22 protein-coding genes are annotated in these 21940 nt (G+C 51.1%); 18 read left to right on the top strand and 4 right to left on the bottom strand.

All coding sequences use genetic code 11. The annotated features are described in order from the left end of the window. Positions 1-48: 48 nt before the first annotated feature. The 5 genes from EKN00_RS05765 to EKN00_RS10825 all read left to right on the top strand — a co-directional run bounded on the left by EKN00_RS05765 (position 49) and on the right by EKN00_RS10825 (position 2421). Positions 49-678, top strand: coding sequence for an LVIS_2131 family protein (locus EKN00_RS05765; RefSeq protein ID WP_127849205.1), 630 nt, complete (start codon positions 49-51; stop codon positions 676-678). Positions 679-900: 222 nt separating this feature from the next. Further along, on the top strand, positions 901-1107 hold the full coding sequence (locus EKN00_RS05760; protein WP_127849204.1) for an LBP_cg2779 family protein: 207 nt from the start codon (positions 901-903) through the stop codon (positions 1105-1107). A gap of 266 nt (positions 1108-1373) precedes the next feature. Next, positions 1374-1919: a CvpA family protein gene (locus tag EKN00_RS05755; RefSeq protein ID WP_164848043.1), complete on the top strand. Its 546-nt coding sequence runs from the start codon at positions 1374-1376 to the stop codon at positions 1917-1919. A gap of 104 nt (positions 1920-2023) precedes the next feature. Next, entirely contained in the window at positions 2024-2251 is a 228-nt protein-coding gene (locus EKN00_RS05750; protein WP_127849202.1) for a hypothetical protein, read from the top strand. Beyond that, a complete protein-coding gene (locus EKN00_RS10825) occupies positions 2248-2421 on the top strand; it encodes a hypothetical protein (RefSeq protein ID WP_164848042.1) in 174 nt (57 codons plus the stop codon). Before EKN00_RS05750 ends, EKN00_RS10825 begins: the two co-directional genes overlap by 4 nt. A gap of 577 nt (positions 2422-2998) precedes the next feature. On the opposite strand, the gene EKN00_RS05745 is transcribed toward EKN00_RS10825, so the two are convergent. Then, positions 2999-4030, bottom strand: coding sequence for an IS30 family transposase (locus tag EKN00_RS05745; RefSeq protein WP_127849201.1), 1032 nt, complete (start codon positions 4028-4030; stop codon positions 2999-3001). A gap of 474 nt (positions 4031-4504) precedes the next feature. Between EKN00_RS05745 and rsmG the strand changes: the two genes are divergently transcribed. The 7 genes from rsmG to EKN00_RS05710 all read left to right on the top strand — a co-directional run bounded on the left by rsmG (position 4505) and on the right by EKN00_RS05710 (position 10543). Next, the gene (gene rsmG / locus EKN00_RS05740) at positions 4505-5233 is read left to right on the top strand and encodes a 16S rRNA (guanine(527)-N(7))-methyltransferase RsmG (RefSeq protein WP_127849200.1); all 729 of its coding nucleotides are present in this window, start codon (positions 4505-4507) and stop codon (positions 5231-5233) included. 5 nt (positions 5234-5238) lie between these two features. Further along, the gene (gene noc / locus EKN00_RS05735) at positions 5239-6126 is read left to right on the top strand and encodes a nucleoid occlusion protein (RefSeq protein WP_127849199.1); all 888 of its coding nucleotides are present in this window, start codon (positions 5239-5241) and stop codon (positions 6124-6126) included. A 437-nt stretch (positions 6127-6563) separates the two neighbouring features. Then, the gene (locus EKN00_RS05730; RefSeq protein WP_127849198.1) at positions 6564-7331 is read left to right on the top strand and encodes a ParA family protein; all 768 of its coding nucleotides are present in this window, start codon (positions 6564-6566) and stop codon (positions 7329-7331) included. Then, positions 7321-8190 (top strand): ParB/RepB/Spo0J family partition protein, encoded by an 870-nt coding sequence (locus tag EKN00_RS05725; RefSeq protein ID WP_127849197.1) that lies wholly within the window; start codon positions 7321-7323, stop codon positions 8188-8190. Before EKN00_RS05730 ends, EKN00_RS05725 begins: the two co-directional genes overlap by 11 nt. A gap of 142 nt (positions 8191-8332) precedes the next feature. Further along, the gene (locus tag EKN00_RS05720) at positions 8333-8518 is read left to right on the top strand and encodes a DUF951 domain-containing protein (RefSeq protein WP_127849196.1); all 186 of its coding nucleotides are present in this window, start codon (positions 8333-8335) and stop codon (positions 8516-8518) included. A gap of 106 nt (positions 8519-8624) precedes the next feature. Further along, a complete protein-coding gene (gene ychF / locus EKN00_RS05715; protein ID WP_127849195.1) occupies positions 8625-9725 on the top strand; it encodes a redox-regulated ATPase YchF in 1101 nt (366 codons plus the stop codon). Positions 9726-9841: 116 nt separating this feature from the next. Further along, entirely contained in the window at positions 9842-10543 is a 702-nt protein-coding gene (locus EKN00_RS05710) for a DUF1129 domain-containing protein (RefSeq protein ID WP_127849194.1), read from the top strand. A 154-nt stretch (positions 10544-10697) separates the two neighbouring features. Here EKN00_RS05710 and EKN00_RS05705 read toward each other — a convergent pair whose 3' ends face one another. From EKN00_RS05705 to EKN00_RS05695, 3 genes are all read right to left on the bottom strand, one after another. Then, positions 10698-11336, bottom strand: coding sequence for a TetR/AcrR family transcriptional regulator (locus tag EKN00_RS05705; RefSeq protein ID WP_127849193.1), 639 nt, complete (start codon positions 11334-11336; stop codon positions 10698-10700). Positions 11337-11456: 120 nt separating this feature from the next. Further along, positions 11457-13073, bottom strand: a complete 1617-nt coding sequence (locus EKN00_RS05700) for an ABC transporter permease (protein ID WP_127849192.1) — start codon at positions 13071-13073, stop codon at positions 11457-11459. Next, on the bottom strand, positions 13063-13974 hold the full coding sequence (locus EKN00_RS05695; RefSeq protein WP_127849191.1) for an ABC transporter ATP-binding protein: 912 nt from the start codon (positions 13972-13974) through the stop codon (positions 13063-13065). Before EKN00_RS05695 ends, EKN00_RS05700 begins: the two co-directional genes overlap by 11 nt. A 481-nt stretch (positions 13975-14455) precedes the next feature. Here EKN00_RS05695 and guaB point away from each other — a divergent pair, with 481 nt between their 5' ends. The 6 genes from guaB (at position 14456) to EKN00_RS05665 (ending at position 21903) form a co-directional block, all read left to right on the top strand. After that, the gene (gene guaB / locus EKN00_RS05690; RefSeq protein ID WP_127849190.1) at positions 14456-15940 is read left to right on the top strand and encodes an IMP dehydrogenase; all 1485 of its coding nucleotides are present in this window, start codon (positions 14456-14458) and stop codon (positions 15938-15940) included. A gap of 171 nt (positions 15941-16111) precedes the next feature. Continuing rightward, positions 16112-16573: a hypothetical protein gene (locus EKN00_RS05685; protein ID WP_127849189.1), complete on the top strand. Its 462-nt coding sequence runs from the start codon at positions 16112-16114 to the stop codon at positions 16571-16573. 405 nt (positions 16574-16978) lie between these two features. Continuing rightward, positions 16979-18328, top strand: a complete 1350-nt coding sequence (locus EKN00_RS05680; RefSeq protein WP_127849188.1) for an Nramp family divalent metal transporter — start codon at positions 16979-16981, stop codon at positions 18326-18328. Positions 18329-18446: 118 nt separating this feature from the next. After that, entirely contained in the window at positions 18447-19046 is a 600-nt protein-coding gene (locus EKN00_RS05675) for a TetR/AcrR family transcriptional regulator (RefSeq protein WP_127849187.1), read from the top strand. Between the two features lie 1001 nt (positions 19047-20047). Beyond that, positions 20048-20734: a response regulator transcription factor CroR gene (gene croR / locus EKN00_RS05670; RefSeq protein WP_127849186.1), complete on the top strand. Its 687-nt coding sequence runs from the start codon at positions 20048-20050 to the stop codon at positions 20732-20734. 17 nt (positions 20735-20751) lie between these two features. After that, on the top strand, positions 20752-21903 hold the full coding sequence (locus EKN00_RS05665; protein WP_479680742.1) for a sensor histidine kinase: 1152 nt from the start codon (positions 20752-20754) through the stop codon (positions 21901-21903). Positions 21904-21940: the final 37 nt, after the last annotated feature.

Here is a 21940-nt window from a genome sequence, read left to right as displayed (position 1 = left end):
GCGGCGCGTTTGCGCTAGCGTGCGTGCAATGCAGAACGGAGTTAAAACATGAACACTTACAACTTGATTGGGATTGCAGCCTGGATACTTTTGCTCATTTATTTGGTATTCATCTGCATCAACATTCGTAGCCGTCACATTAAAAACATTGTGGTTCACGGCAAGAAACGTTCTGTGCGGACGGTTATCATTGATTTGATTGAAGTAGTAATCTTCTTTGCGGTTGGTTACGGCCTGTTTTATGCGGCGTGGTTGCGCCCCGTTGATTACACCGCCACCGACGAGGTAACGGTTCGTCATGAATACGTGCCACTGGTTTTGCAAACGGACGAAGACCAATCGTATTACGTTGTGGTGCAGGCCGCTAACAGCAAGACGCCGGTCAAGCGCTACACCTACTGGGCGGATGGTTCCAAGGTGCAGGTCAGCTCGCACAACGCCGTCTTGAACTATGATGAAGCATACCTGCCAGTGCGTGCTGCTGGTTACCCGTGGTCCAAGAAGACGCTGAAGAAGCTGGAAAGATCTAGTGACCGGGCATTTGCCGCAACGGTTAGCGCCAAGTACAAGGACACGATATTAAATGGTCTGGGGATGCACGCCGGTAAAAATGCGGACTCGTTCACCATTATTCGCATTCCAAACGAGCAACTGATTAACGTTAAGCCGTTGCAGTAACCAAAAATCGGGTTGAGGGTTTCCGCCTTCCGCCCGTTTTTTAGTCTGGCACAACTAAATTGGACGTTGCGGGCTGACCGGTGCAACAAATGTTGGCCATGTGTCGAATAGGTCAACGTTTATCAAGCGAATCGCGAAAAAATCCGCTGACCGCGTCAATTTCCGGTATACTGAAGGTAACAATAAATCGCATAAAGCTGCGACTAAATGGAGGCAATAATAGTGGGTCAGTATGAACAATTAAGTGACTTTGCACGTGAAATCGTTGAATTCCAGCGCAAGAACAATTTGACGGATACGGAGATGGCACTAAACAGCCACGTATCAGTTGAACACATTCACAACATCAAAGCGATGAGGGAAGAAGCAGACCCAGAAGTGGTTGCCAGTCTGCAGAACTACATGGCACACAAGCCTAAGGGTAAGTAAGAATGTTTTTGCCGGTGCGCTAATCCACAACGGGTTTGCTGTGCACGCCAACATATTCGCCAGATGGTGATAGTAGTTTAATAATCACGCAATTTGGCGCGCGGGTAACCGGGCGCTTTTTGTTTGGTTAAACGTAATAATCGTTAGGACTTTGGGCCGATACTTTTTTCTGAAAAATCAGGCATAATGAATTTAGCAAAGAATCCGAATTGAGAATTCAAAAAAACGTCCGCGTGAATGCGGGCGGCGCGATAGGAAGTGTCGAGTTGATTTTCACCATCATCATTGGGATTTGGCTGATTGCGTCAATCGTTAACGGATGGAAACGCGGGCTTGTATCGACGTTCATCACGCTTGCATCGAGCATTGTGCTCTGGATTGCGGCGTTCATCTGGTACAAGCCGCTGGCGGAAACCATCGGCAGTTCGACTGACCCCGGATTGGGCACCCGCATTCTCGCGTTTTTCCTCATCGTGATTGTGGGCCACATTTTCTTCAACATGCTCGCGGCGCTGTCTCGCACCGTCACCTGGATTCCTGGCATCAAGCAGGTCAACGGTATCGGGGGGGCGCTCGTGGCTGGCGCGCTTAATTACGTGCTGATCTTTATCACACTGACAATCTTGCTGATGACGCAAAGCGCGTGGGTGGAGCAGCAGTATGAAAGCTCCACGACCGCACAATTCATTACGGCGCACATGCCGCTGATCAACGCGAACAAGATTCAGAATTGGCTTGGCAATGTGGATACGCACAATAATCCGGACAACAACACGACGGATATTAACAGTAACTCAACATCGACGTTTTAGAGGTGGCGGAACCAGGTGATATATTTACCTAGTTCCGCCATTTGCATTCTCTGGGCTGGTATAATGAAGGTAGTTAGAAGTTAGACGAGAAAGGCGGGACAACTATGAGTGAATCAATCTTCTTTAACCAGGGCGACGCAATTGCATCTGACTTTGATTTTTCTGCTGCACGGCGCAGTGGCCAGATTTTCAAGGTAAACCACGAAACGAAGGGCGGCCTCGTTGTTGCCCGCAATGCTGACGGCAAGTTTGCGGTTTTCTACGAGCAAGACGGCGCGGCTAAGCCAGACGATGCGGGTAAGTCCAAGTACACGGTGCTCGAACGGCTATGATGCACAAGTGGTGGGTGCGTGGCCTTCTTGTTGCCGGTGCAATTGTTCTGGGCGGCGCATTAGTTTGGCTCTTGCGCCAGGAAGTGCCGAATGTGTTTGCAGTTGGGATTATCGGTGCGTTACTGGGCTGTATGCTGGCACTGATTTTAACCAGCTTTTTTCAAAAATAAACGAACAAGCGGCGAACCCTTCCCCAAGGATTCGCCGCTTGTCTTATCCATATTATTTTGGTGGCTTTTAAGCGTTGCCTAAACTACACTCCGGCAGATGGCTGGTGCGGAGAAGATGACTGTGAGGAGAACCGTTGGCAAAAATGCACCGTGCAGTTGCTTACCCGCCGCATCTTTCCGCACTGCAAATCTGTTTTGACAACTTCACCGATTTTCGGTTGCAGCGTCTCTCCCCAAAGATGCTAAGCGCAACCAATAATTGTGCGTGCTCGGCGGTGAAATTGTTTATGTCGGTATCCGCTATTTTGCGGTTCCTGCAAGCAAGTATTATTTTCCATTTCACCATTCCTTTCTGTACGCAACTTTTCTACAAATTAAGTTTAAAAAAATTCAGGTAAATTTCAAGTACAAGTTAGCCACTTCTGAAAATAACATCTAAATCAATGCGTTATTCTAAAAATCTGTGTAACCGTGGGTAGGTTGATGGTGGGCATTGTGGTGGTAGCCTGGTCAGGAGCGGCTGGCTTGCCGGCCGTTCCCAGGCGTCTAGCCACCTCAATGGGGTCCCACCGTCAACCTACCCACACACCGCCGCAGTCTCCTTGGCGAACAGCTCTGCAGGAGTAGCGTATCCTTGTGCCCGTCGTGGTAAATGATTAATCTCATCTTGCGCCCGGGACAACTGTTTACGTGTGGCCGTGTCGAGTGACTGACCTTTGGGGAATGTTGCGCGCAGCATTCGGTTGTGACGTTCGTTCGAGCCACGTTCCGAGGCTGAATAAGGGTGTGCGTAGTAGGCATCAATGCCCAACTGGAGTAAGTCAGCGAACTCAGAACCATTATCCGCCGTCACTGTCTTAATTGCTGGACCGTATTGTTCCAGAATATTGCGCAGTGCATAACAGACTGAATCAGCATCCTTGCCATCTAGAAGTGCAGTGATTAGCATGCGGGTCTTGCGTTCCACCAGCGTCAGAATCACACTTTCCTTACCGTCACGTTTACCTTGAACCGTGTCTAATTCAAAGTGACCAAACTCTTTTCGGTCTTCGGCCGATGCCGGTCGTTCGTCGATACCACGACCAAGAATACGGTTGAACTTGGTAATCGTGTGCTTGTGGAAGCGACGACTAAGCTTTTCCAGCAGATCAATATTCTTAATCATCAACAAGCCTTGATCGACATAGTTATACAAAGTGGTAGTGCAGACCATCTCCTCAGGTGTGAACAGCTGGTGCACCTTTGAATAGCCGACGACAGCGTCAATTGACCATTTATGATTGAAGAACTGCGTGTACAGGTAGTCAATGAAAGCCATGGATTGGTTAATCTTGGAAGGCCGATGGCACTTGAAACGTGCTTGGTCGTACTTCATCTGCGCATGGTCATGGGAGTAGCGATGTAAATACACATCCTTACCATTCTTTTTGTGCTTCTGTTTGACAGTGCCACGAATAATCTCATTGTGGATGGTCTGGGGCGCCACACCCAGCTGACGAGCAATTTCACGGTTAGATAACCCTGCATCGTGTCCTTGTTGGATTAAATCGCGTTCATGATCAGTTAGGTGGTGACCCTTAATGTGAGGTGTGTTAATCTGGAGTTGCATCAAATCGGACTCTTCTTTCATTGTTTGTGTAGGAACTTCAATGATAACACGAGTTTGATTTGATGTTTTTTATTTCAGAAGAACTTGGTCACGAGTGGCTAACTTGATTATAAAATCTGCCTTAAAAAAATTCATACCCGCTGTGGGGAAAATTATGATATTTGGTAGGCAAAGTTTGATTGAGCAATTTATGCGAATGGTAGTATCACTTTTTGGTTTCACATGAAACGATGCGCCGGGTTAACTTTGTGGATTGAGTCGATTTATCGCGGCCCGAAGCTCGAGGTTGCAGTTGCTTCAGTCGGGCTGCTGGGCTAAACTAAAGAGTAACGTGAAACTAGTCATGTTCCACAAAATGCACCGGCAAACGCCCGCGTTAGATTGGCCGAACAGGTTGATATATCAGCCTGTCTTGCGCTTTTTGGTTTAGCGGAAGCGAGGTTATTGGTGTGGAACGCAGAAACGGAGATTGCAATGACGCCCGAAGAATTTACCGCCGCGCTGGCTGCTCAGGGAATCGAACTTAGCGGGCAGCAGCAGGAACAATTTGCCACGTATTTTACATACTTAGTCAGTGAAAACCAGAAGATGAATTTGACCGCGATTACGGCTGAAGGTGAAGTTTACCTCAAGCATTTTTACGACTCCGTGACGCCGCTGCTTGCAATCAAGGAGTTGCGGACTGCCTCCGCCCGTTTGTGCGATGTGGGGGCGGGCGCTGGTTTCCCGTCGCTACCAATGAAGATAATCAACCCTAAGCTCGAGGTCACCATCGTCGATTCGCTGCAAAAACGGATTGATTTCCTAGACCGACTCACAACCAAGCTGGGCATGACCGGCGTGACGCTGGTGCACGACCGCGCCGAAACGTTTGCGGGCAAGAAATCACCAGCACGCGAGAGTTTTGACATTGTCACCGCGCGCGCCGTGGCGGCATTGCCGGTGCTGGCGGAGCTGTGCCTGCCACTTGTTCGGGTCGGTGGCCAGTTCATCGCACTGAAGGCCGCCCACGCACCAACTGAAGTCGCGGATGCAAAAGCGGCCCTGAACACTTTGGGTGGTAAGCTGCAGCAAGATATTACGATTCACCTGCCACTAATTGACGACACCCGTCACCTGTTAGTAATTGATAAGGATAAACAAACGCCGAAGAAGTACCCGCGCAAACCGGGCACGCCGGCGAAGCAACCAATTGGGGGTTAATAACCATGGCGCTTAATTTGTTTGGTCACAAGAAAAAGGACGAGAAGACGGTCACGGAATTACCGGTTAGCGCGATTGTGCCCAATAGGTTCCAGCCGCGCAAGGTGTTCCAGGAAGACGCAATCAAGGAACTGGCGGCAACCATTAAGGATCACGGCCTGCTTCAGCCAATTATTGTGCGGGAGTACGAGCGGGATCATTACGAAATCATCGCTGGGGAGCGGCGGTTCCGCGCGGTGACGAGTCAGTTGCACTGGGACAAAATTCCGGCGATTGTGACCGCGATGGCTGACGACGAATCCGCGGCGATGGCCATCGTTGAAAACCTGCAGCGAGCAGAGCTGTCGCCCGTTGAAGAGGCCCGTGCGTACGCCGACCTGATGAAAAGCAACGCGATGACGCAGGAGAATTTGGCCCGCCGCATCGGTAAGAGTCAGTCGTTTGTGGCCAACAAGTTACGTCTGCTCAAGTTGAGCTTGCCGGTGCAAACGGCCATCATGAATGGCGTCATCAGTGAGCGGCACGGCCGGGAATTGCTGAAGCTAACCGACGAAAGCGAGCAGGCCGCTGTCTTGGAACGGATTGCAACGGACGGACTCACAGTGAAGGACACCGCCCGGCTAGTCCAGGGCATCATCAATCCGGAATCGTTGATTGAACCAGAGCCTGAGCAAGAACTGCCAAAACAGGAAGCTGAGCCTGCAGTTAAGCCAGCACCAAAGCCAAAGAAGAAAGTACAAAAGCGGCGCGCCATGACGCATGATACCCGGATTGCCCTGAACACGATTAAGCAATCGCTGAAGCTGGTGAAGGAATCCGGAATGAAGGTCAAGGAACGCGAAGAAGACGACGAGGATGTCGTGCGTATTATTATAGAAATTCCGAAGAAATAGGAGAGCTGCGCCACCCTGAAGTTTGCGGCTATCCACGAATTATGAACGATGGGAAAACCACCCATCATTCATAATTTGCCGATAGCCAATTGCACTCACCGATTTATCGGTGTTAGTGCAATGGACATCGAAGAGTCCTCAACTTCTAAGCGGCCCGCTCCGCTCTGTGATAGTCGAGCTCCGCCACCCTGAAGTTTGCGGTTACCACGAGCCTGAACTCGCCGAGCAAAAAACGCTCGACAAGTTCAGACTCACGGTAATGCTCAAAAGCAAACCGGGTGGCTCCGCTCTGTGATATAGTCGAGCTCCGCGGGCCAGAAGTCTGCGGATATCCACACATTATGAACGATGGGAAAACCCACCCATCATTCATAATGTGCCGATATTCCTCAACTTCTAAGCGGCCCGCTCCGCTCTGTGAATAGGAGGTTCCAACCATGGCTCACGTAATCGCAATTGCGAACCAAAAAGGTGGTGTCGGTAAGACGACTACCACCGTTAACCTGTCTGCGTGTTTGGCAAATGCCGGCAAGCGCGTGTTGATTGTTGACGCGGATGCGCAGGGGAATGCGACTAGTGGCGTGGGGATTGAAAAACCCCGCGTGCAAAAAGACATTTACGATGTACTCGTCAATGAAGAACCAATTGATACTGCTATTTTACATACCGACCACGCCGGTGTGGACATTGTGCCGGCCACCATTCAGTTGGCCGGCGCGGAAATTGAACTGACTGCGCAAATTGCCCGCGAGATGCGGCTCAAGCTCGGCCTTGCGCCGGTGCTTGGCAACTATGATTACGTGCTGATTGATTGCCCGCCATCATTGGGTCAGCTGTCAATCAACGCGTTCACGGCCAGTGACTCCATTTTGATTCCGGTGCAGAGCGAATTTTACGCTCTGGAAGGGTTGGGTCAGTTGCTCAACACCGTGAAGCTGGTGCAAAAGCATTTCAACCCGAACTTGGCAATTGAGGGTGTACTGCTCACAATGTTTGATGCCCGGACGAACCTAGGTGCACAGGTCATTGAAGAAGTGCGGTCCCACTTTGGCGAACGGGTTTACAATACAGTAATTCCGCGCCTGACACGGTTAGCGGAGGCGCCATCGTATGGACAGCCAATTGTGGATTTCGATCCGAAGTCCCGAGCGGCACAAGTTTACGAAGATTTGGCTAAGGAGGTACTCGCTGCTCATGGTGAATAAGAAGGGAAAAGGTCTCGGGCGCGGGCTCGATGCGATTTTTACTGATTTTAACAACCCCGACACAACTCAGGACGTGGTGACTGAACTGGCGCTGGAAGACATCCGGCCCAATCCGTACCAGCCGCGTCAGGAATTCGATGAAGACGCACTGAAGGACCTGGCCGAATCAATTCGGACCACTGGCGTCTTTCAGCCAATCATCGTGCGCAAGAGCGTGAATGGCTACGAAATCATCGCTGGTGAGCGGCGCTTCCGGGCGTCGAAGCTCGCTGGTAAAACGACGGTGCCAGCCATCGTGCGCGACTTTGATGAAGCATCCATGATGGAAGTTGCGGTACTCGAAAATCTGCAACGGGAAAACCTGACGCCAATCGAAGAAGCGCAGGCATACGACATGCTGATTAAGAAGCTCAACCTGACTCAGGCCGAGGTTTCGCAGCGTCTGGGCAAGAGCCGTCCGTACATCGCCAACTATCTGCGGCTGCTTTCCTTGCCCGATGAAGTCAAGAAGATGCTGACAAACGGCAAGCTATCGATGGGCCAGGCGCGGACGTTGCTGTCGCTTAAGAACAAGAGCCGGCTCATCCCGATGGCCAAGCGCGTCGTTGATGAAGGGCTCACCGTCCGGCAGCTCGAAAAACTGATTGCCCAGGCCAATGCGGGTGTTAAGCGGCCAACGGTGCAGGATAAGCCCAAGTCACCATACTTGCGGGCAAGTGAAAACCGACTCGTTGACCGTTTCGGAACGCGTGTGAACATTGCGCAGAGTCAAAAGGGCACGGGACACATTGAAATCGATTTTGAAAACACTGAAGATTTGAACCGAATTCTCGCAATCCTTGACGTTAACATCGATTAGCGTGAACTGCATGGGTCGCTTGAAAAGTGGCGTCAAGCTGCTTGCCCAGATTTGATGCACGGATGGCAGTGGCCGCACTTTTGGTTAAACGAACGCAGTAAAAGCGGTATAATATTTACTTGTGTGACGGAGGATCATAAAAATGTACGAATTACACGACATCGTCATGATGAAGAAGCCACACGCATGTGGCGAAAACCGTTGGGAAATCATTCGCATGGGTGCCGACATCAAGATTAGTTGTTGCGGGTGCAAACACATCGTCATGATGTCCCGTCACGATTTTGAAAAGCGCATGAAAAAGGTGCTGGAAAAAGCAGCCGAGTAATCAAGCAGCGGATGGGCACGTCTGCCACCCGTTCATGAATATATCAGTGTAATTAAGCTTGGCGGCAGTGATTGGGCCACCAGAATAAGAAAGGAACATTTAACTCATGTCTCTTACAGCAGGGATTGTTGGGCTGCCAAACGTTGGTAAGTCCACCCTATTCAACGCAATTACCAAGGCCGGGGCAGAAATGGCGAACTACCCATTTGCAACCATCGACCCAAACGTCGGCATGGTCGAGGTGCCAGATTCACGGCTTGCACGGATTGATGAAATTGTGCCCGCCAAGAAGATTATCCACACGACGTTCGAATTCACCGACATTGCCGGGATCGTTAAGGGTGCCAGCAAGGGTGAAGGTCTCGGGAACAAGTTCCTCGAAAATATTCGGCAGGTGGACGCAATCGTGCACGTTGTTCGGGCGTTCGACGACGACAATATCACCCACGTTTCGGGTAAAATTGACCCGCTCGACGACATGGCCACCATCAACATGGAACTGGCGATTGCCGACCTTGATTCCATCACGAAGCGTTATGACCGTGTTGAAAAGGTTGCCCGTTCCGGTGACAAGGAAGCTAAGTTTGAATTCGAAGTACTGAAGAAGATCAAGCCGGTTCTTGAAGAAGGTAACCCAGTTCGGTCAATCGACTTTGATAAGGATGAACTGAAGGTCGTTAAGGGCTTGTTCCTGCTGACGAGCAAGCCAGTGCTGTACGTTGCTAACATCGCTGAAGAATACATGGCGAACCCCGACGACTGCAATTACGTTCAGCAGATTAAGGAAGAGGCCGCGAAGGAAAATGCTGAAGTCATTGCCCTTTGCGCCGAAGCTGAGGAGGAAATCAGTGAACTAGACGATTCCGACAAGGCCGACTTCCTTGAAGCTGAGGGCGTTGACGAATCCGGGCTGGACAAGCTCATCCGGGCAAGCTACCACCTGCTCGGACTGGCAACGTTCTTCACGGCCGGCGGTAAGGAAACCCGTGCTTGGACTTTCCGTCAGGGGATGAAGGCGCCTCAGGTTGCTGGGATTATTCACTCTGACTTTGAGCGTGGGTTTATCCGGGCCGAAACTGTTTCCTTTGCCGACCTCGATAAGTACGGGAGCATGGCCGCAGTTCGTGAAGCGGGCCGCCTGCGCTCTGAAGGTAAGGAATACGAAGTTCAAGATGGCGACATCATCGAATTCCGGTTCAACGTTTAATATTTTTTAGCAACACATACTCAATTAAATAATCGATAGACAATTTATAGCTGACGCTACTGGCAAAATACTTGCAAAAGCGCGGCAAGATTAAAAATCGTACCAGGAGGAAACACATGGCGAAAAAAGGCGAAGATCAGCAGCCGGTAGTCGAGGTTAATCTCGACGAAGAGCTGCCCAAACTCAGCAATAAGAACGCGGATTACGTTTACCGTCTCCGTAAGTTCTTGAAGGAAAATGGCGTGAGCGATGCACGCGAAACAGAAATGCTCAAGGAACTGATTCCTGCAATTTTGAAGGATCAGGCCGCTGGCAAACCCGCAAACACCGTTTACGGCTCGCCAAGTGTTCTCGCTACCCGTTTGATTAATGCACCAAAGTCTAAAGGTAAGCAACAACCATTTTGGATTGAAACCACCGACTTGGCCTTTTCATTTTTGGCAATCTTTTCCATCATCTATGGCGTTTTGGCGCTGATTCCCCGGACCAAGAACTCCGGTGGTGCCGGCGGACTGCTGTCGCTGGCGCTCATGGCGTTCTTTGCCGCGTTGTTCTTCACGTACTACCAGCGGTGGGCCGACATGGACAAGAAGCAGCGGCCAAATGGGTTCCTGCTTCTTCTTGGGACCTTTGCGTTTATCGTTTTGGCTTCGATGTTCACCACGTGGCTGACAAGAATCAACACACCAATCACCGCAAACATGCCTTGGTACGCACAGTTCATCACCGCGGTCGTTGCTTACGGAATCCACTACTGGATGAAGAAGAAATTCAACCTGCGGAACATGTTCCAAGCAGCAGATGCTCCCCAAAAGTAGCATCCAAAGTTAAGCAATCAAAAAATCACGCTGCCCAGCAGCGTGATTTTTTTGTGGTGCAGAATGTAATGGTGGCGGGGGCCGCAGTCTGCAGTAATCGTCCGCGTGCAGGTCGCAGGTCACACCCCAGAAGCAGCACCCAGCCAGCGATGGTTTATTCGGCCAAAAAGCCGTGTTCGAGAATATCCATGTACTTGATAGCTTCGTTAACCACAGAATCAAACTCGGCAATTTTGATGTTGGGGTTGTTTTGTACCATGACCTTCGCCTGTTCGCCGATGAGCATGGAAATTGCAGTAACTAGTTTGATGACGTCGTTAACGCTGATGCCAGGCCGTAAGTGCATTCGCTTCAGGACGGGCGAAATCAGTGCTGGGACCTCATTTTGAAGCTCAGAATTCCAGATGTCAGCAAGCTGTTGCTGCATTTTGGCGGGCAGGGTTGCGTTGTTTGAATAGGCCACTAGTGCTAGGTTGAATTCATCTGGGTAGTCTAACTGCATTTGAATTTTATACCGGAGCGCGCGTGAGACCATCGTGTTGAGGTCCGGTGCGTCCTGCCAAACAGAATGATCTGCATCCCCGGTTAGCTTTGCGTATGTCCGTCGAATCGTTTCGATGTACAAATTAGCTTTGCTACCAAAATAATGGAAAAGAAGGCCCTTTGACACGTCCGCGTCCGCCGCAATTTCATCAGTCTTGGCGTTTTGATAACCATTTTTGGCGAAAATGTGGGTGGCACTCGCAAAGATGCGGGCCTCTTTTTCTGGATCACGGGGTGCAGATGTGTGCATGGAAAATCCTTCTTTCAGGGTCAAAACTAACGGCCGATTATTACCGGCAGTCGGCTTTATTATCAAGAACCAGTATAACAAAATTTGGCGGCAAGGCTAATACTCGGCGCAACCAGTACCCTAATTAATGGTCAAATCCCGGTGCCGATACCCGAGGTAAGCAATGACGATTAACGCGGCACCGAGCGCCGTCATCCAGCCAGCGGTGCCCCAGTCGATTGCCTTAACGGGGACGTTATTAACCCACCCGTACGGGGAGATGTTCTTCGTCCAGTCGGGCAAATCAATGAGTGGGCCAAGATAAAGGGAAAACATGCCGTAGATGGGAATAATCCACGCCAGCTGCTGCAGGCGGGGGAGAAAGGCAACGAGCATCAGGGTGATGCCGACAGCGACAATCAGTGCTGGCCAGTAGCCGACGAACGCGCGCAGATAACGGGGCAGGTCAATTGGGTGGCTCATTGTGCTGTTACCGGCGACTGCCATGCCAATAATGCCCAGAAGAAGGCCGATTGTGCCGGTTATTAGGCTAATGCCGGTGTAGCTAGCAAAGACGCGCAGGCGGGAAATGCCGCGGGCGTGAACCTGCTCGAGGTAGCCCTTTTTCTCATCCCCGTTAATCTTAAGGACGGTAATTAGGGCGGGAATAGTGGCTACGAGGGCGAAGACAATGCATAAGGTGGCGGCAAAGGAAAGGACGATGCCCTGACCGGCTTTGGCGGCAGCGGCACTACCGATTAGCTTGGCCATGGTGGGGTTTGTTTTCAAAATATCACCGACAGTGCCAAAGATTGAGCCGTAACTTGCACCTAGTAGCGGCAAGCTGATTAGCCAGACGATAATGCTGGTTCGCTCGAGCCGGGCCACCAGACTAAAGGGACCGGCCAAAAACACTGAAGCGGACTGCCGGCCATTGCGTTGTGGCAGCACGCCGGCACCAACGTCACGTTTGTTGCTAATGGCAAACGAAACGCTGCCAGTGAGGACCGCGGCAATTAGCATGAGTCCTAGTGGAAGCCAGTTATTGTCGACGTAAATGCTGAGTTTTTCAATCCAACCGAAAATTGTGAACCAGGTGTAGTCGGGGTTTTGGACATCAGTTCCCATGCGGGCCACGTAGAGAATTCCGAGTACTAGGTAACTACCCATCGTTGCCGAGCGGGCGCTGGAAACCAGCTGCGCGACTAGCAGGCTAAATGCGCCAAACATAATCCCAAATGCGGCAAGCCCCAAGCCAAACAGCCAGTTACCTTCAAGACTTGAGCCGGTCATGCCGGCCGTTTGCAGACCTAATGCCTCGATAATACCGGCAAGTAGGTTAATCACAATCAGTTCGAGGGTAGCGGCGAGCAGCTGGCTCTGCTTGCCAATTGCGTGGGCAGAGATGAGCTCGGCAATTCCGGAATCCTCTTCGGCGCGTGTGTTGCGCACCGCAAAGTAGATGTTCATCATGGCGGTAAATAGGCCCATAAAAACCATCATCTCGGCCGCGTAAATAATGGCGGGGTTTAATTCCCCGGCAGAGGAGAACGGGCCAAACAGAGAAACCATGGCGGGTGTCTTCAGCGTGGCGGAAATAGACGCCATGGCCTTTTCGGTTCCGTATAGGCCGTCGAATTTGGCCGCCGCACTGGCCATAAGTCCGGCCAGGCCGATAATCCAAAATAGGATTTGCCGCCAATCCCGGCCCAAGTAGAAGCGGGTGAGAAAACCGCTTTTGCCAAACTTAGCGTTCAATCTGGTCACCCTCCTCTTGGTTGTAGTAACGCATGAAGAGATCTTCCAACGTTGGTGGGGTGCTCTGCAGGGTGACAATGCCAAATTTGGTCAGTTCGGTAATCACGTTGCCCAGAGATTCTGAATCTACGGCAAAACTATATTTGGTTGTCGTGCCGGCAACTGGGGTGAAGTTGTGGACGGCGCCGAGCTTTGCCAAGGCGTCAGCGGGTGTCCGCGTGGTAACGGTCACGCTTGTCCGCGAGAGCTGGCGCATTTCATCAAGTGTCCCAGTTTCGATGATTTTGCCCCCGCGAATAATACCGATGCGGTCACACATGCGCTCCACTTCACTTAAAATGTGGCTCGAAAGGAGCACAGACTTACCCTTCGCCTTTAACTGCAGCACGTTTTTTTGGAATATTTCTTCCATTAATGGATCCAGACCACTGGTGGGCTCGTCGAAAATGTATAAATCGGCATCTGTCGCAAATGCGGCGATGAGGGCAACCTTTTGCCGATTCCCCTTAGAGTAAGTGCGGCACTTTTTCGTCACGTCTAAGTCGAATTCCTTAATCAGTTCATCGGTTTTTTCGTTGTGTTTCTGGTCGTTCAACTTGAGAAACAGGTCGATGGCCTCACCGCCGGACAGGTTGGGCCACAGGTACACGTCGCCTGGCACGTATGCGAGGCGCTTATGAATGTTAACCGCGTCCTGCCACACATCCTGACCGAAAATCTCGGCACTGCCACCGGTGGCCCTGATGATGCCGAGTAACGTGCGGATGGTTGTGGATTTACCCGCACCATTGGGCCCGATGAAGCCGAAAACCTCGCCCGCGTTGACGCTGAAGGTGACATCTTTCAGCGCCTGAAACTTACCGAAGTGCTTCTTCAAGTGATTAATTGACACTACTGCCATGTTTATCCTCCGTATCATTACCCATGGTGCACCATTCAAACGTGATTGATGGCTGGGTACGTTAAGTTCGAATTATATTGGTTAATTGTTAGATTGGTGATAATCACTGCCTACAGTCCAGTGTTCCAATCAGCCGGGGTAAAAGGCCAGTGCATGCGCGATTTATCTTGGCACGATGAGTGTAGCACCCTGTTGACTGTTCAGTCAATGACTCGCGAGTCAAATTATTTAATTTAGTTTTGAAATGAGCTGCCGTGTTATTTGATTAAAAAGTTAAATGAAATTTCGTGGGGTTAATTTGACCGTGCGTTTGACTTCGAAAAATTAAAAATCAGCGGGATGCAGATTATTTTTTGCAACGTTCGGTTTTGAAGCCTTGTGGCATTGCCGGTGCAGTGTTAGACTTGCAAACAACAAAATAAGAATGGGCTCCGATAATTGTGTCGGTGCCCATTCAATAACTATGAAAGAAGGATTGATCGTGAGTAATTGGGAGACCAAGTTTGCACGCCGCGGTTTTACTTTTGATGATGTTTTGCTGATACCAGCAGAGAGTCATGTGTTACCGAATGAGGTGGATTTGTCCACTCAGCTTGCACCGAACATCAAATTGAACGTCCCAATTATTAGTGCCGGGATGGACACAGTCACCGAAAGCAAAATGGCCATCGCCATGGCGCGGCAAGGTGGGATGGGTGTTATCCACAAGAACATGTCCATCGATGCGCAGGTCGAAGAAGTGGCCAAGGTTAAACGCGCAGTGAACGGGGTCATTGGCGACCCAGTTTACCTGACCGCTGACCGGACCGTTAAGGAAGCCGCGGACCTCATGGATGCAGAGCACATTTCTGGTGTCCCAATTGTTGCCGGACCAGACGACAAGCGCCTTGTTGGTATCATTACCAACCGGGACCTCCGCTACGTCGGGGACATGTCGGTTGATATTGCCAGCGCCATGACGGACGAAGTGGTCTCCGCACCACTGGGCACCACCCTTGAAGAGGCCGGTAAGATTTTCCAGGCACACAAGATTGAAAAGCTGCCACTCGTTGATGACGAAGGTCGGCTTTCCGGTTTGATCACGATCAAGGACCTTGAACAAGTAACTAAGTACCCACAGTCTGCAAAGGACAGCAAGGGTCGCCTGCTTGTTGCCGCCGCTGTTGGGGTAACAAGCGATACGTTTGAACGTGCCGCTGGGTTGCTCGATGCGGGTGCTGACGCCATTGTCATCGACACGGCGCACGGCCACTCCGCTGGGGTACTGCGCAAGATTGCCGAGATTCGGGCGCACTTCCCGCAGGCAACCCTGATTGCCGGCAACGTTGCGACTGCAGAAGGCGCACGGGCTTTGTACGAAGCCGGCGTTGACATCGTTAAGGTCGGGATTGGCCCTGGCTCCATTTGCACAACCCGCATTGTTGCCGGTGTTGGTGTGCCACAACTGACCGCGGTTTACGATGCTGCCAGCGTTGCGCGCGAACTTGGCAAGACCATCATTGCTGACGGGGGCATCAAGTACTCTGGTGACATCGTTAAGGCCCTTGCTGCCGGCGGGAACGCCGTAATGCTCGGCTCAATGCTCGCCGGTACCGATGAAGCTCCTGGCCAGATGGAACTCTTCCATGGTCGGCGTTACAAGACTTACCGCGGCATGGGTTCACTTGGGGCAATGGAACAGGCACATGGTTCTTCCGACCGTTACTTCCAGTCTGGTGTCAACGAAGCGAACAAGCTTGTCCCAGAAGGAATCGAAGGACGCGTTGCTTACAAGGGCGCTGCCGGCGACGTGATTTTCCAAATGGTCGGTGGTCTCCGTGCCGGCATGGGTTACGTCGGTGCACCTGACCTGACCACGCTCGCGAACGACGCACAGTTCATGCAGATTTCTGGTGCGGGCCTGCGCGAAAGCCACCCACACGATGTCCAGATTACCAAAGAAGCACCTAACTACAGTGTTGAATAATCTAAGTAACGAGAAAGCCTTCCGCGCAGTGTGCGCGGAGGGCTTTTTTCATTGGGCGGGCGCCTAGTTTGCGCCAGACCCCAAGCGGTTAAGCAAGAAGCGGGGGCATCGTGGTATACTGCTGTTAAAGCGTTGATAGCGGTTTATTCGGCTAGTGAAGAGGGAGTCAATATGAGTTTTACGGGTTCAAAAGCAAAGATTGCTCAGTTTTTTAAGTTGTGCGGTGTCGCTGTTGCGACTGATTACCTAATTGGTCACCGTGACCTGAACTACGCCACGCAGAATCTGGCCAGTGCCGCGCCCGTGCTCGCAAATCAGCACAAGGGTGATTTGCTGTGGCGTGATCCGGTTTGTCTGCTTGCGTTCACGGATTCAGAGCTGATTTTCACGTACGACGGCCTGATGATCAATCCGCAGCGCGCGGCCGAGCGGGCGGTGCACATTCCGCTGAGTCAGGTGCGCGACTTTAACGTTAATCCCGAAATGGAGGGGATGAACGTTCAGTTTGGTACGAGCAGTGAGCAATACAAAATCATGGTGAATACCAAAGACAACGCGCAGTGTCTGACCAAGCTGCAGGATGGTGAGCTTGCCCCAACACTCACGCACTTGCCCAACAGTCAGGATGCCTGAATATCCGAACACTTTTGCGTGGTTTTGATGTAAGCGGCGTGAGGTAGTGCGCCGATAAAATGACAGATTAGCGATAAATCGCAACTAAATTATCATGAAAGTCGAGTGCCAGTAACCGTGATTTTCCGCCAGCACTCGGCTTTTGTCGTCAATTAGTTTGGTGTCCCAAAAAACATTTTGAACGGACGCTCAAAAAGGGTTGCTTTTCAGAAAAAAGCGCGTATATTAATTATGGGATAAGTTGAGCGGGCGCTCAACTAAAAAAGTGAATTAGCTGATTGATTTGGAAGCCGACACGGTTGAAGTAATCCGGAGTTGCCACGCTGGACAAGCGCGACGGTTCGAACTCGGGTGCGCGCCTCATTGATCACCGAATTTCTAAGCCAATAGGAAAGAGGTATTATCATGAAAGCAAATGATGTACACACTGACGAAGCAGTGGGCAGAAGCCTAGATGAAGTTAACGGCACAATTGAGGTGCCAAAGAACGCGGGCTTTTGGAAGACCTTTAAGGCATTCATGGGCCCCGGGGTTCTCATTGCCGTCGGGTACATGGATCCGGGTAACTGGATCACGTCGATTGCCGGTGGTGCGCAGTACAAGTACAAGCTCTTAGCCGTTGTGCTGATCTCCAGTTTGATTGCCATGATGCTCCAAGCTATGGCGTCGAAGCTGGGCATTGTGACGGGTAAGGACTTGGCGCAGTTAACGCGTGAGCACACCAGCAAGACAGGCGGTTTCATTCTGTGGGTAATCGCCGAACTCGCGATTATGGCGACGGATATCGCCGAAATCATTGGGTCCGGGATTGCCATCCAGCTGTTGTTTGGTATTCCACTGATTGTGGGTATCTGCATTACGGCACTGGACGTTCTGCTCCTCCTGCTACTGATGAAGCTTGGGTTCCGCAAGATTGAAGCAATTGTTGCCACGCTTGTTGCCGTCATTGTTGTTGTTTTCGGCTACGAAGTCTTACTTGCTGAACCAAGCATCGGCGGAATTATCACTGGTTACATTCCTTCCAGCGAAATCATTACCAACCACGGGATGCTGTACTTGACCCTGGGGATTGTCGGTGCGACCGTTATGCCGCATGACCTGTACCTGGGTTCCTCCATTTCGCAGACGCGGAAGGTTGACCGTAAGAACCGTGCTGAATTGAAGCAGGCGGTGCGCTTTGCGACAATCGATTCCAACATGCAGTTGTTCCTTGCGTTCATCGTTAACAGCATGCTCCTTATTCTGGGGGCGGCGCTGTTTTACGGGACCAACAGCTCTTTGGGTCGTTTCACCGAACTGTTCAACTCGCTGAACAATCCGCAAATCGTGGGGGCAATTGCGAGTCCAGTCCTCAGTATGCTGTTTGCCGTTGCGCTGCTGTCTTCCGGGCAAAGCTCCACGATTACCGGGACGCTTGCCGGGCAAATCGTAATGGAAGGGTTCGTCCGGATTAAGGCCCCAATGTGGGTTCAGCGTCTGGTTACGCGGTTGCTGTCCGTTACGCCAGTTTTGATTTTCGCCTTCATTTATCACGGTAACGAAGCCAAAATTGAAAACTTACTGACCTTCTCGCAGGTTTTCCTGAGTATCGCCTTGCCGTTCGCGGTCGTACCACTGGTGATTTTTGCAAGCAGCAAGAAGCTCATGGGTGAATTTGCCAACAAGATGTGGATTAAGATCTGCGCGTGGATCGCCACGGTGGTATTGGTTCTACTGAATGTCTACCTTATTCTGCAAACGATTGGCATTATGTAATAGGGGTAGAAAATAGCAATTGGCTGCAGCTTAAGCTGTGGTCAATTTTTGCAAAAGGACAAAATATGTGGTGGTGCTAACCATTTGGACCACCAAACAATAGGCAAGTGAGGACAAAATGACTAAAAGTGACGATCAACGCGCCAAGATATTGGACGTTGCCCGCGATTTGTTTGCCGAGAAGGGGTTCGAAGGAACAACTACTCGCGAACTGAATAAGACTTTAGGCATTGCTGATGGGTTGCTGTACTATTACTTCCCCCACGGTAAACAGGAAATTCTGGATACAATCGTCCAGCAGGGTCTTGAAAGTCGCGTGAGTGAAATCACCTTCGACTTCTCTGGTGTCGATAATGTCGATGACCTGGTCGACCGCATCATGCACTTATTCACCAAGGTGTGGGAGCTGTTCACGCGGGAAGATAATTATCAGTCCTTCATGATTACGGTGCGCGAACGGATGCTGCTTTCAGATGAGGAATCCAGCTGGATGAAGACAATTCTTGTCGCCATTCAGCAGGAAATTCACGACGCAATGTTACCACTTGCGGCGATGATTCAGCGGACGGATAAGGATATTCCGGTACTGACGAACCTAGTCATGGATATCCTGCAACGCCACCTTTACGAGGCGCTGCTCATCTCCAACCAACGTGAAATGACCGCGACAACGAAGGCAGAAATGCGCAAGGAACTGGAATTCTTGCTTGTGAAGTAGCGATGCACTGACGTTGTCCGGCAGCATCAGCGTGATTGCAGAGGTAGACCAGTGGCGTCGCTCCGCGTTGTGGGGTTTGGCCTCCGGGTCCGGGCTGGGCCTCGGGTGTGCTTCGCCGTGGTCGCTGTGGCGGTCGTCTGGAGCCGGAAGTACGCCGTCTCCAGACTAAAAATTTAGCTTTGCATCGTCGCAGCCTGAACCTAACTCGTACGATGCTTGGCATGTAATCGCATGTTCTAACTCGTACCCAAAATCCACAGTGCTCCTCACACAAATCTAAATTTTTCCCTCAAGAAAACACGATGTGCCAACTGCAAAAACCGCAGTCGTCACATCGTGTTTTCTTGTTGCCACGGCTGGGCGGCATACCCGAGACCCAGCCCGGACTCTCCGGCCAAACCCCACAACGCTCCGCTGGATATATAGATTCAGATTCACCGTTAATCCCTATAGATGGCAAGATGGCACTAGATCTGAACATCGTCAATGGCTGAGAACTTTAACAACGTTGTAGCGACTGGGCGGGGGCGGTGCGCGTGTAGTGCGGCTGGGATTTTCCTGTGAAAGCTATGGTGAGAGAAGACCGATGCGGTTTTTGCATCGGGCTTCTCCACACCATAGCCGGCAAAAATTAAGACCCGCCAGGAGAAAAAGATTTCCAGTAGGTCCTAACAATACGTATCAAGTTCGTAACCCGAAGAACGGGCATGCGGGGCTCAATTTTTAGGTTGAAGACCCGGTTTTTGGGGCTTCAACCGGCCGCACGGAAAATCCCAGCCGCACGGAACGCGCACCGGCCCCGCCTAGGCGCGGATCCTATACCACTCAGTACCCAGCGACTACAAAACCACTCACACTGCCGGACAGCGTAAAGGGTAGCGTGGGGTCACTAAACTTTATCTTTTGCATAAAAGTGGTAATGGTTACCGCATCTGATGTTGTTTTTGGTAGAATTGGGTTTAGCAATACCACTACCACAATATTGGAAGAGGTTATATCGAATGAAAATTTTAATTGTAGATGACGACAAAGAAATCGTTGAATTGCTCAGCATTTACGCTACTAATGAAGGCTACGAACCCATCCCAGCCTACTCAGGGAAGGAAGCCATTACGAAACTGGTAACGAATCCAGACATCGCCCTCATGGTGCTCGACATCATGATGCCAAACATGTCCGGGATGGAAGTTGTCAAAGAAGTGCGCAAGGACAGCCAGATTCCAATCATCATTGTTTCCGCGAAGACTGGTGACATGGACAAGATTCAAGGGCTAATTACCGGGGCGGACGATTACGTCACCAAGCCGTTTAACCCACTTGAGGTGATGGCGCGCGTGAAGAGCTTGCTGCGCCGGAGCCAGAACACGGTGCAGAACACCACGCCCGATGTTTTGGAAGTTGGCCCGCTGAAGATTAATAAGGACAGCCACGAAGTTGTGACAATTACGGGCAAGCAGATTTCCCTGACCGCGCTTGAGTTTGGGATTTTGTACCTGCTTGCGAGCCACCCGAACCGCGTCTTTTCCGCAGATGAAATCTTCGAACGCGTTTGGCAGCAAGAATCCATCGTGTCCGCGAAGACGGTCATGGTCCACGTTTCCCACCTGCGCGACAAGATTGAAGAAGCAACTGACGGTGAGAAGGTAATTCAGACTGTTTGGGGTGTGGGTTACAAAGTTGAGGCATAAAGATGGCCAGTGAAAAAATTCACCTCACCACCAAAGAGAAATCCGAGCTGTGGGTTGAAGGAATAGTCACGGTTATTTTGCTGCTGCTTTTGAACTTTGCCATCATCGTGATGATTAACCAGATGATTGCAAGTGATCAGCAGTGGGCAAGCGCGATTTGGACCATCAAGACGACAATTACGTTTGGCGGCAGTCACCTGTGGAGCTGGCAGAATCTGTTCATTATTCTGATGAGCATTGCCGACGTCATCGTTTTGTACTGGCGGCTCATTCGTCGTTACCGGCAAATGCAGTTGCGCCACATCATCGGCGAGCTGCACTATATTGCGGAAGGTCACCTGAACCACCGGATTCGGCTGGAAGTCGGCCCGGACATGAAAAAGGTTGTCGCGAGCATTAACGCACTAGTTGACTCCGCCGTGAAGTCGATGGACGAAGAGCGCAAGATTGAAGCCAGCAAGGACGAGCTGATTACGAACGTGTCGCATGACATTCGGACGCCGCTCACGTCAATCATTGGCTACCTTGGGTTGATTGAAGACCGCCAGTACCGCACCGAAGCCGAAATGCAAAAGTACGTGCACACGGCGTACCTCAAGGCCAAGCAGATGAAGGTGCTGGTTGAGGACCTGTTCGAGTACACGAAGGTGCGCAGTACGACAACCAAGCTGACCCTGGCCAAGTTTGACATGTCGGCGATGCTCGACCAACTCGCGGCGAGTTTTGAACTCGAGGCGCAGAAGAAAGGTATTGAGTTCGACGTGCAGTGCAATCCGTCACCGCTCATGATGGAAGCCGACTCGGAGAAACTCGGGCGCGTGTTTAACAACCTGATTATCAATGCGCTTAAGTATGGTAAGGGTGCCAAACACGTCTACCTTAGCGCGGAGAAGATTGGCTCTGAGGTTGTGGTACGCGTGGCCAATGACGGTCAGCAAATTCCGAGTGCGTCCCTTAACCAACTTTTCGACCGCTTTTACCGGGTTGAAGAGAGCCGCTCGCAGGAAACGGGCGGGTCGGGGCTCGGGCTGGCAATTGCCCAGAGCATCGTCACGCTCCACGGCGGTTACATCTTTGCGGATTCCAACCGGGACTTGACCACCTTTGTGATGCACCTGCCGCTGAAGACGGGGATGACGCTGACACCGGACAAGCAGGCCCAAGCATAGTTATTTAACAAATATGAACGTGTTATTCGCGTTTGTG

The sequence above is a fragment of the Lacticaseibacillus hulanensis genome (genome assembly GCF_004010095.1).
GTDB classification, from domain to species: domain Bacteria; phylum Bacillota; class Bacilli; order Lactobacillales; family Lactobacillaceae; genus Lacticaseibacillus; species Lacticaseibacillus hulanensis.
This window is presented reverse-complemented; position numbering and strand designations above follow the sequence as displayed.

What these genes read in the sequence shown, in the direction of transcription:
- EKN00_RS05725 (WP_127849197.1), top strand. Translation starts at nt 7,321, where the DNA reads ATGGTGAATAAGAAGGGAAAAGGTCTCGGGCGCGGGCTCGATGCGATT.
- EKN00_RS05675 (WP_127849187.1), top strand. Translation starts at nt 18,447, where the DNA reads ATGACTAAAAGTGACGATCAACGCGCCAAGATATTGGACGTTGCCCGC.
- rsmG (WP_127849200.1), top strand. Translation starts at nt 4,505, where the DNA reads ATGACGCCCGAAGAATTTACCGCCGCGCTGGCTGCTCAGGGAATCGAA.
- EKN00_RS05710 (WP_127849194.1), top strand. Translation starts at nt 9,842, where the DNA reads ATGGCGAAAAAAGGCGAAGATCAGCAGCCGGTAGTCGAGGTTAATCTC.
- EKN00_RS05680 (WP_127849188.1), top strand. Translation starts at nt 16,979, where the DNA reads ATGAAAGCAAATGATGTACACACTGACGAAGCAGTGGGCAGAAGCCTA.
- EKN00_RS05750 (WP_127849202.1), top strand. Translation starts at nt 2,024, where the DNA reads ATGAGTGAATCAATCTTCTTTAACCAGGGCGACGCAATTGCATCTGAC.
- croR (WP_127849186.1), top strand. Translation starts at nt 20,048, where the DNA reads ATGAAAATTTTAATTGTAGATGACGACAAAGAAATCGTTGAATTGCTC.
- noc (WP_127849199.1), top strand. Translation starts at nt 5,239, where the DNA reads ATGGCGCTTAATTTGTTTGGTCACAAGAAAAAGGACGAGAAGACGGTC.
- ychF (WP_127849195.1), top strand. Translation starts at nt 8,625, where the DNA reads ATGTCTCTTACAGCAGGGATTGTTGGGCTGCCAAACGTTGGTAAGTCC.
- EKN00_RS05730 (WP_127849198.1), top strand. Translation starts at nt 6,564, where the DNA reads ATGGCTCACGTAATCGCAATTGCGAACCAAAAAGGTGGTGTCGGTAAG.
- EKN00_RS05685 (WP_127849189.1), top strand. Translation starts at nt 16,112, where the DNA reads ATGAGTTTTACGGGTTCAAAAGCAAAGATTGCTCAGTTTTTTAAGTTG.
- EKN00_RS05705 (WP_127849193.1), bottom strand. Translation starts at nt 11,336, where the DNA reads ATGCACACATCTGCACCCCGTGATCCAGAAAAAGAGGCCCGCATCTTT.
- EKN00_RS05765 (WP_127849205.1), top strand. Translation starts at nt 49, where the DNA reads ATGAACACTTACAACTTGATTGGGATTGCAGCCTGGATACTTTTGCTC.
- EKN00_RS05720 (WP_127849196.1), top strand. Translation starts at nt 8,333, where the DNA reads ATGTACGAATTACACGACATCGTCATGATGAAGAAGCCACACGCATGT.
- EKN00_RS05745 (WP_127849201.1), bottom strand. Translation starts at nt 4,030, where the DNA reads ATGCAACTCCAGATTAACACACCTCACATTAAGGGTCACCACCTAACT.
- EKN00_RS10825 (WP_164848042.1), top strand. Translation starts at nt 2,248, where the DNA reads ATGATGCACAAGTGGTGGGTGCGTGGCCTTCTTGTTGCCGGTGCAATT.
- EKN00_RS05695 (WP_127849191.1), bottom strand. Translation starts at nt 13,974, where the DNA reads ATGGCAGTAGTGTCAATTAATCACTTGAAGAAGCACTTCGGTAAGTTT.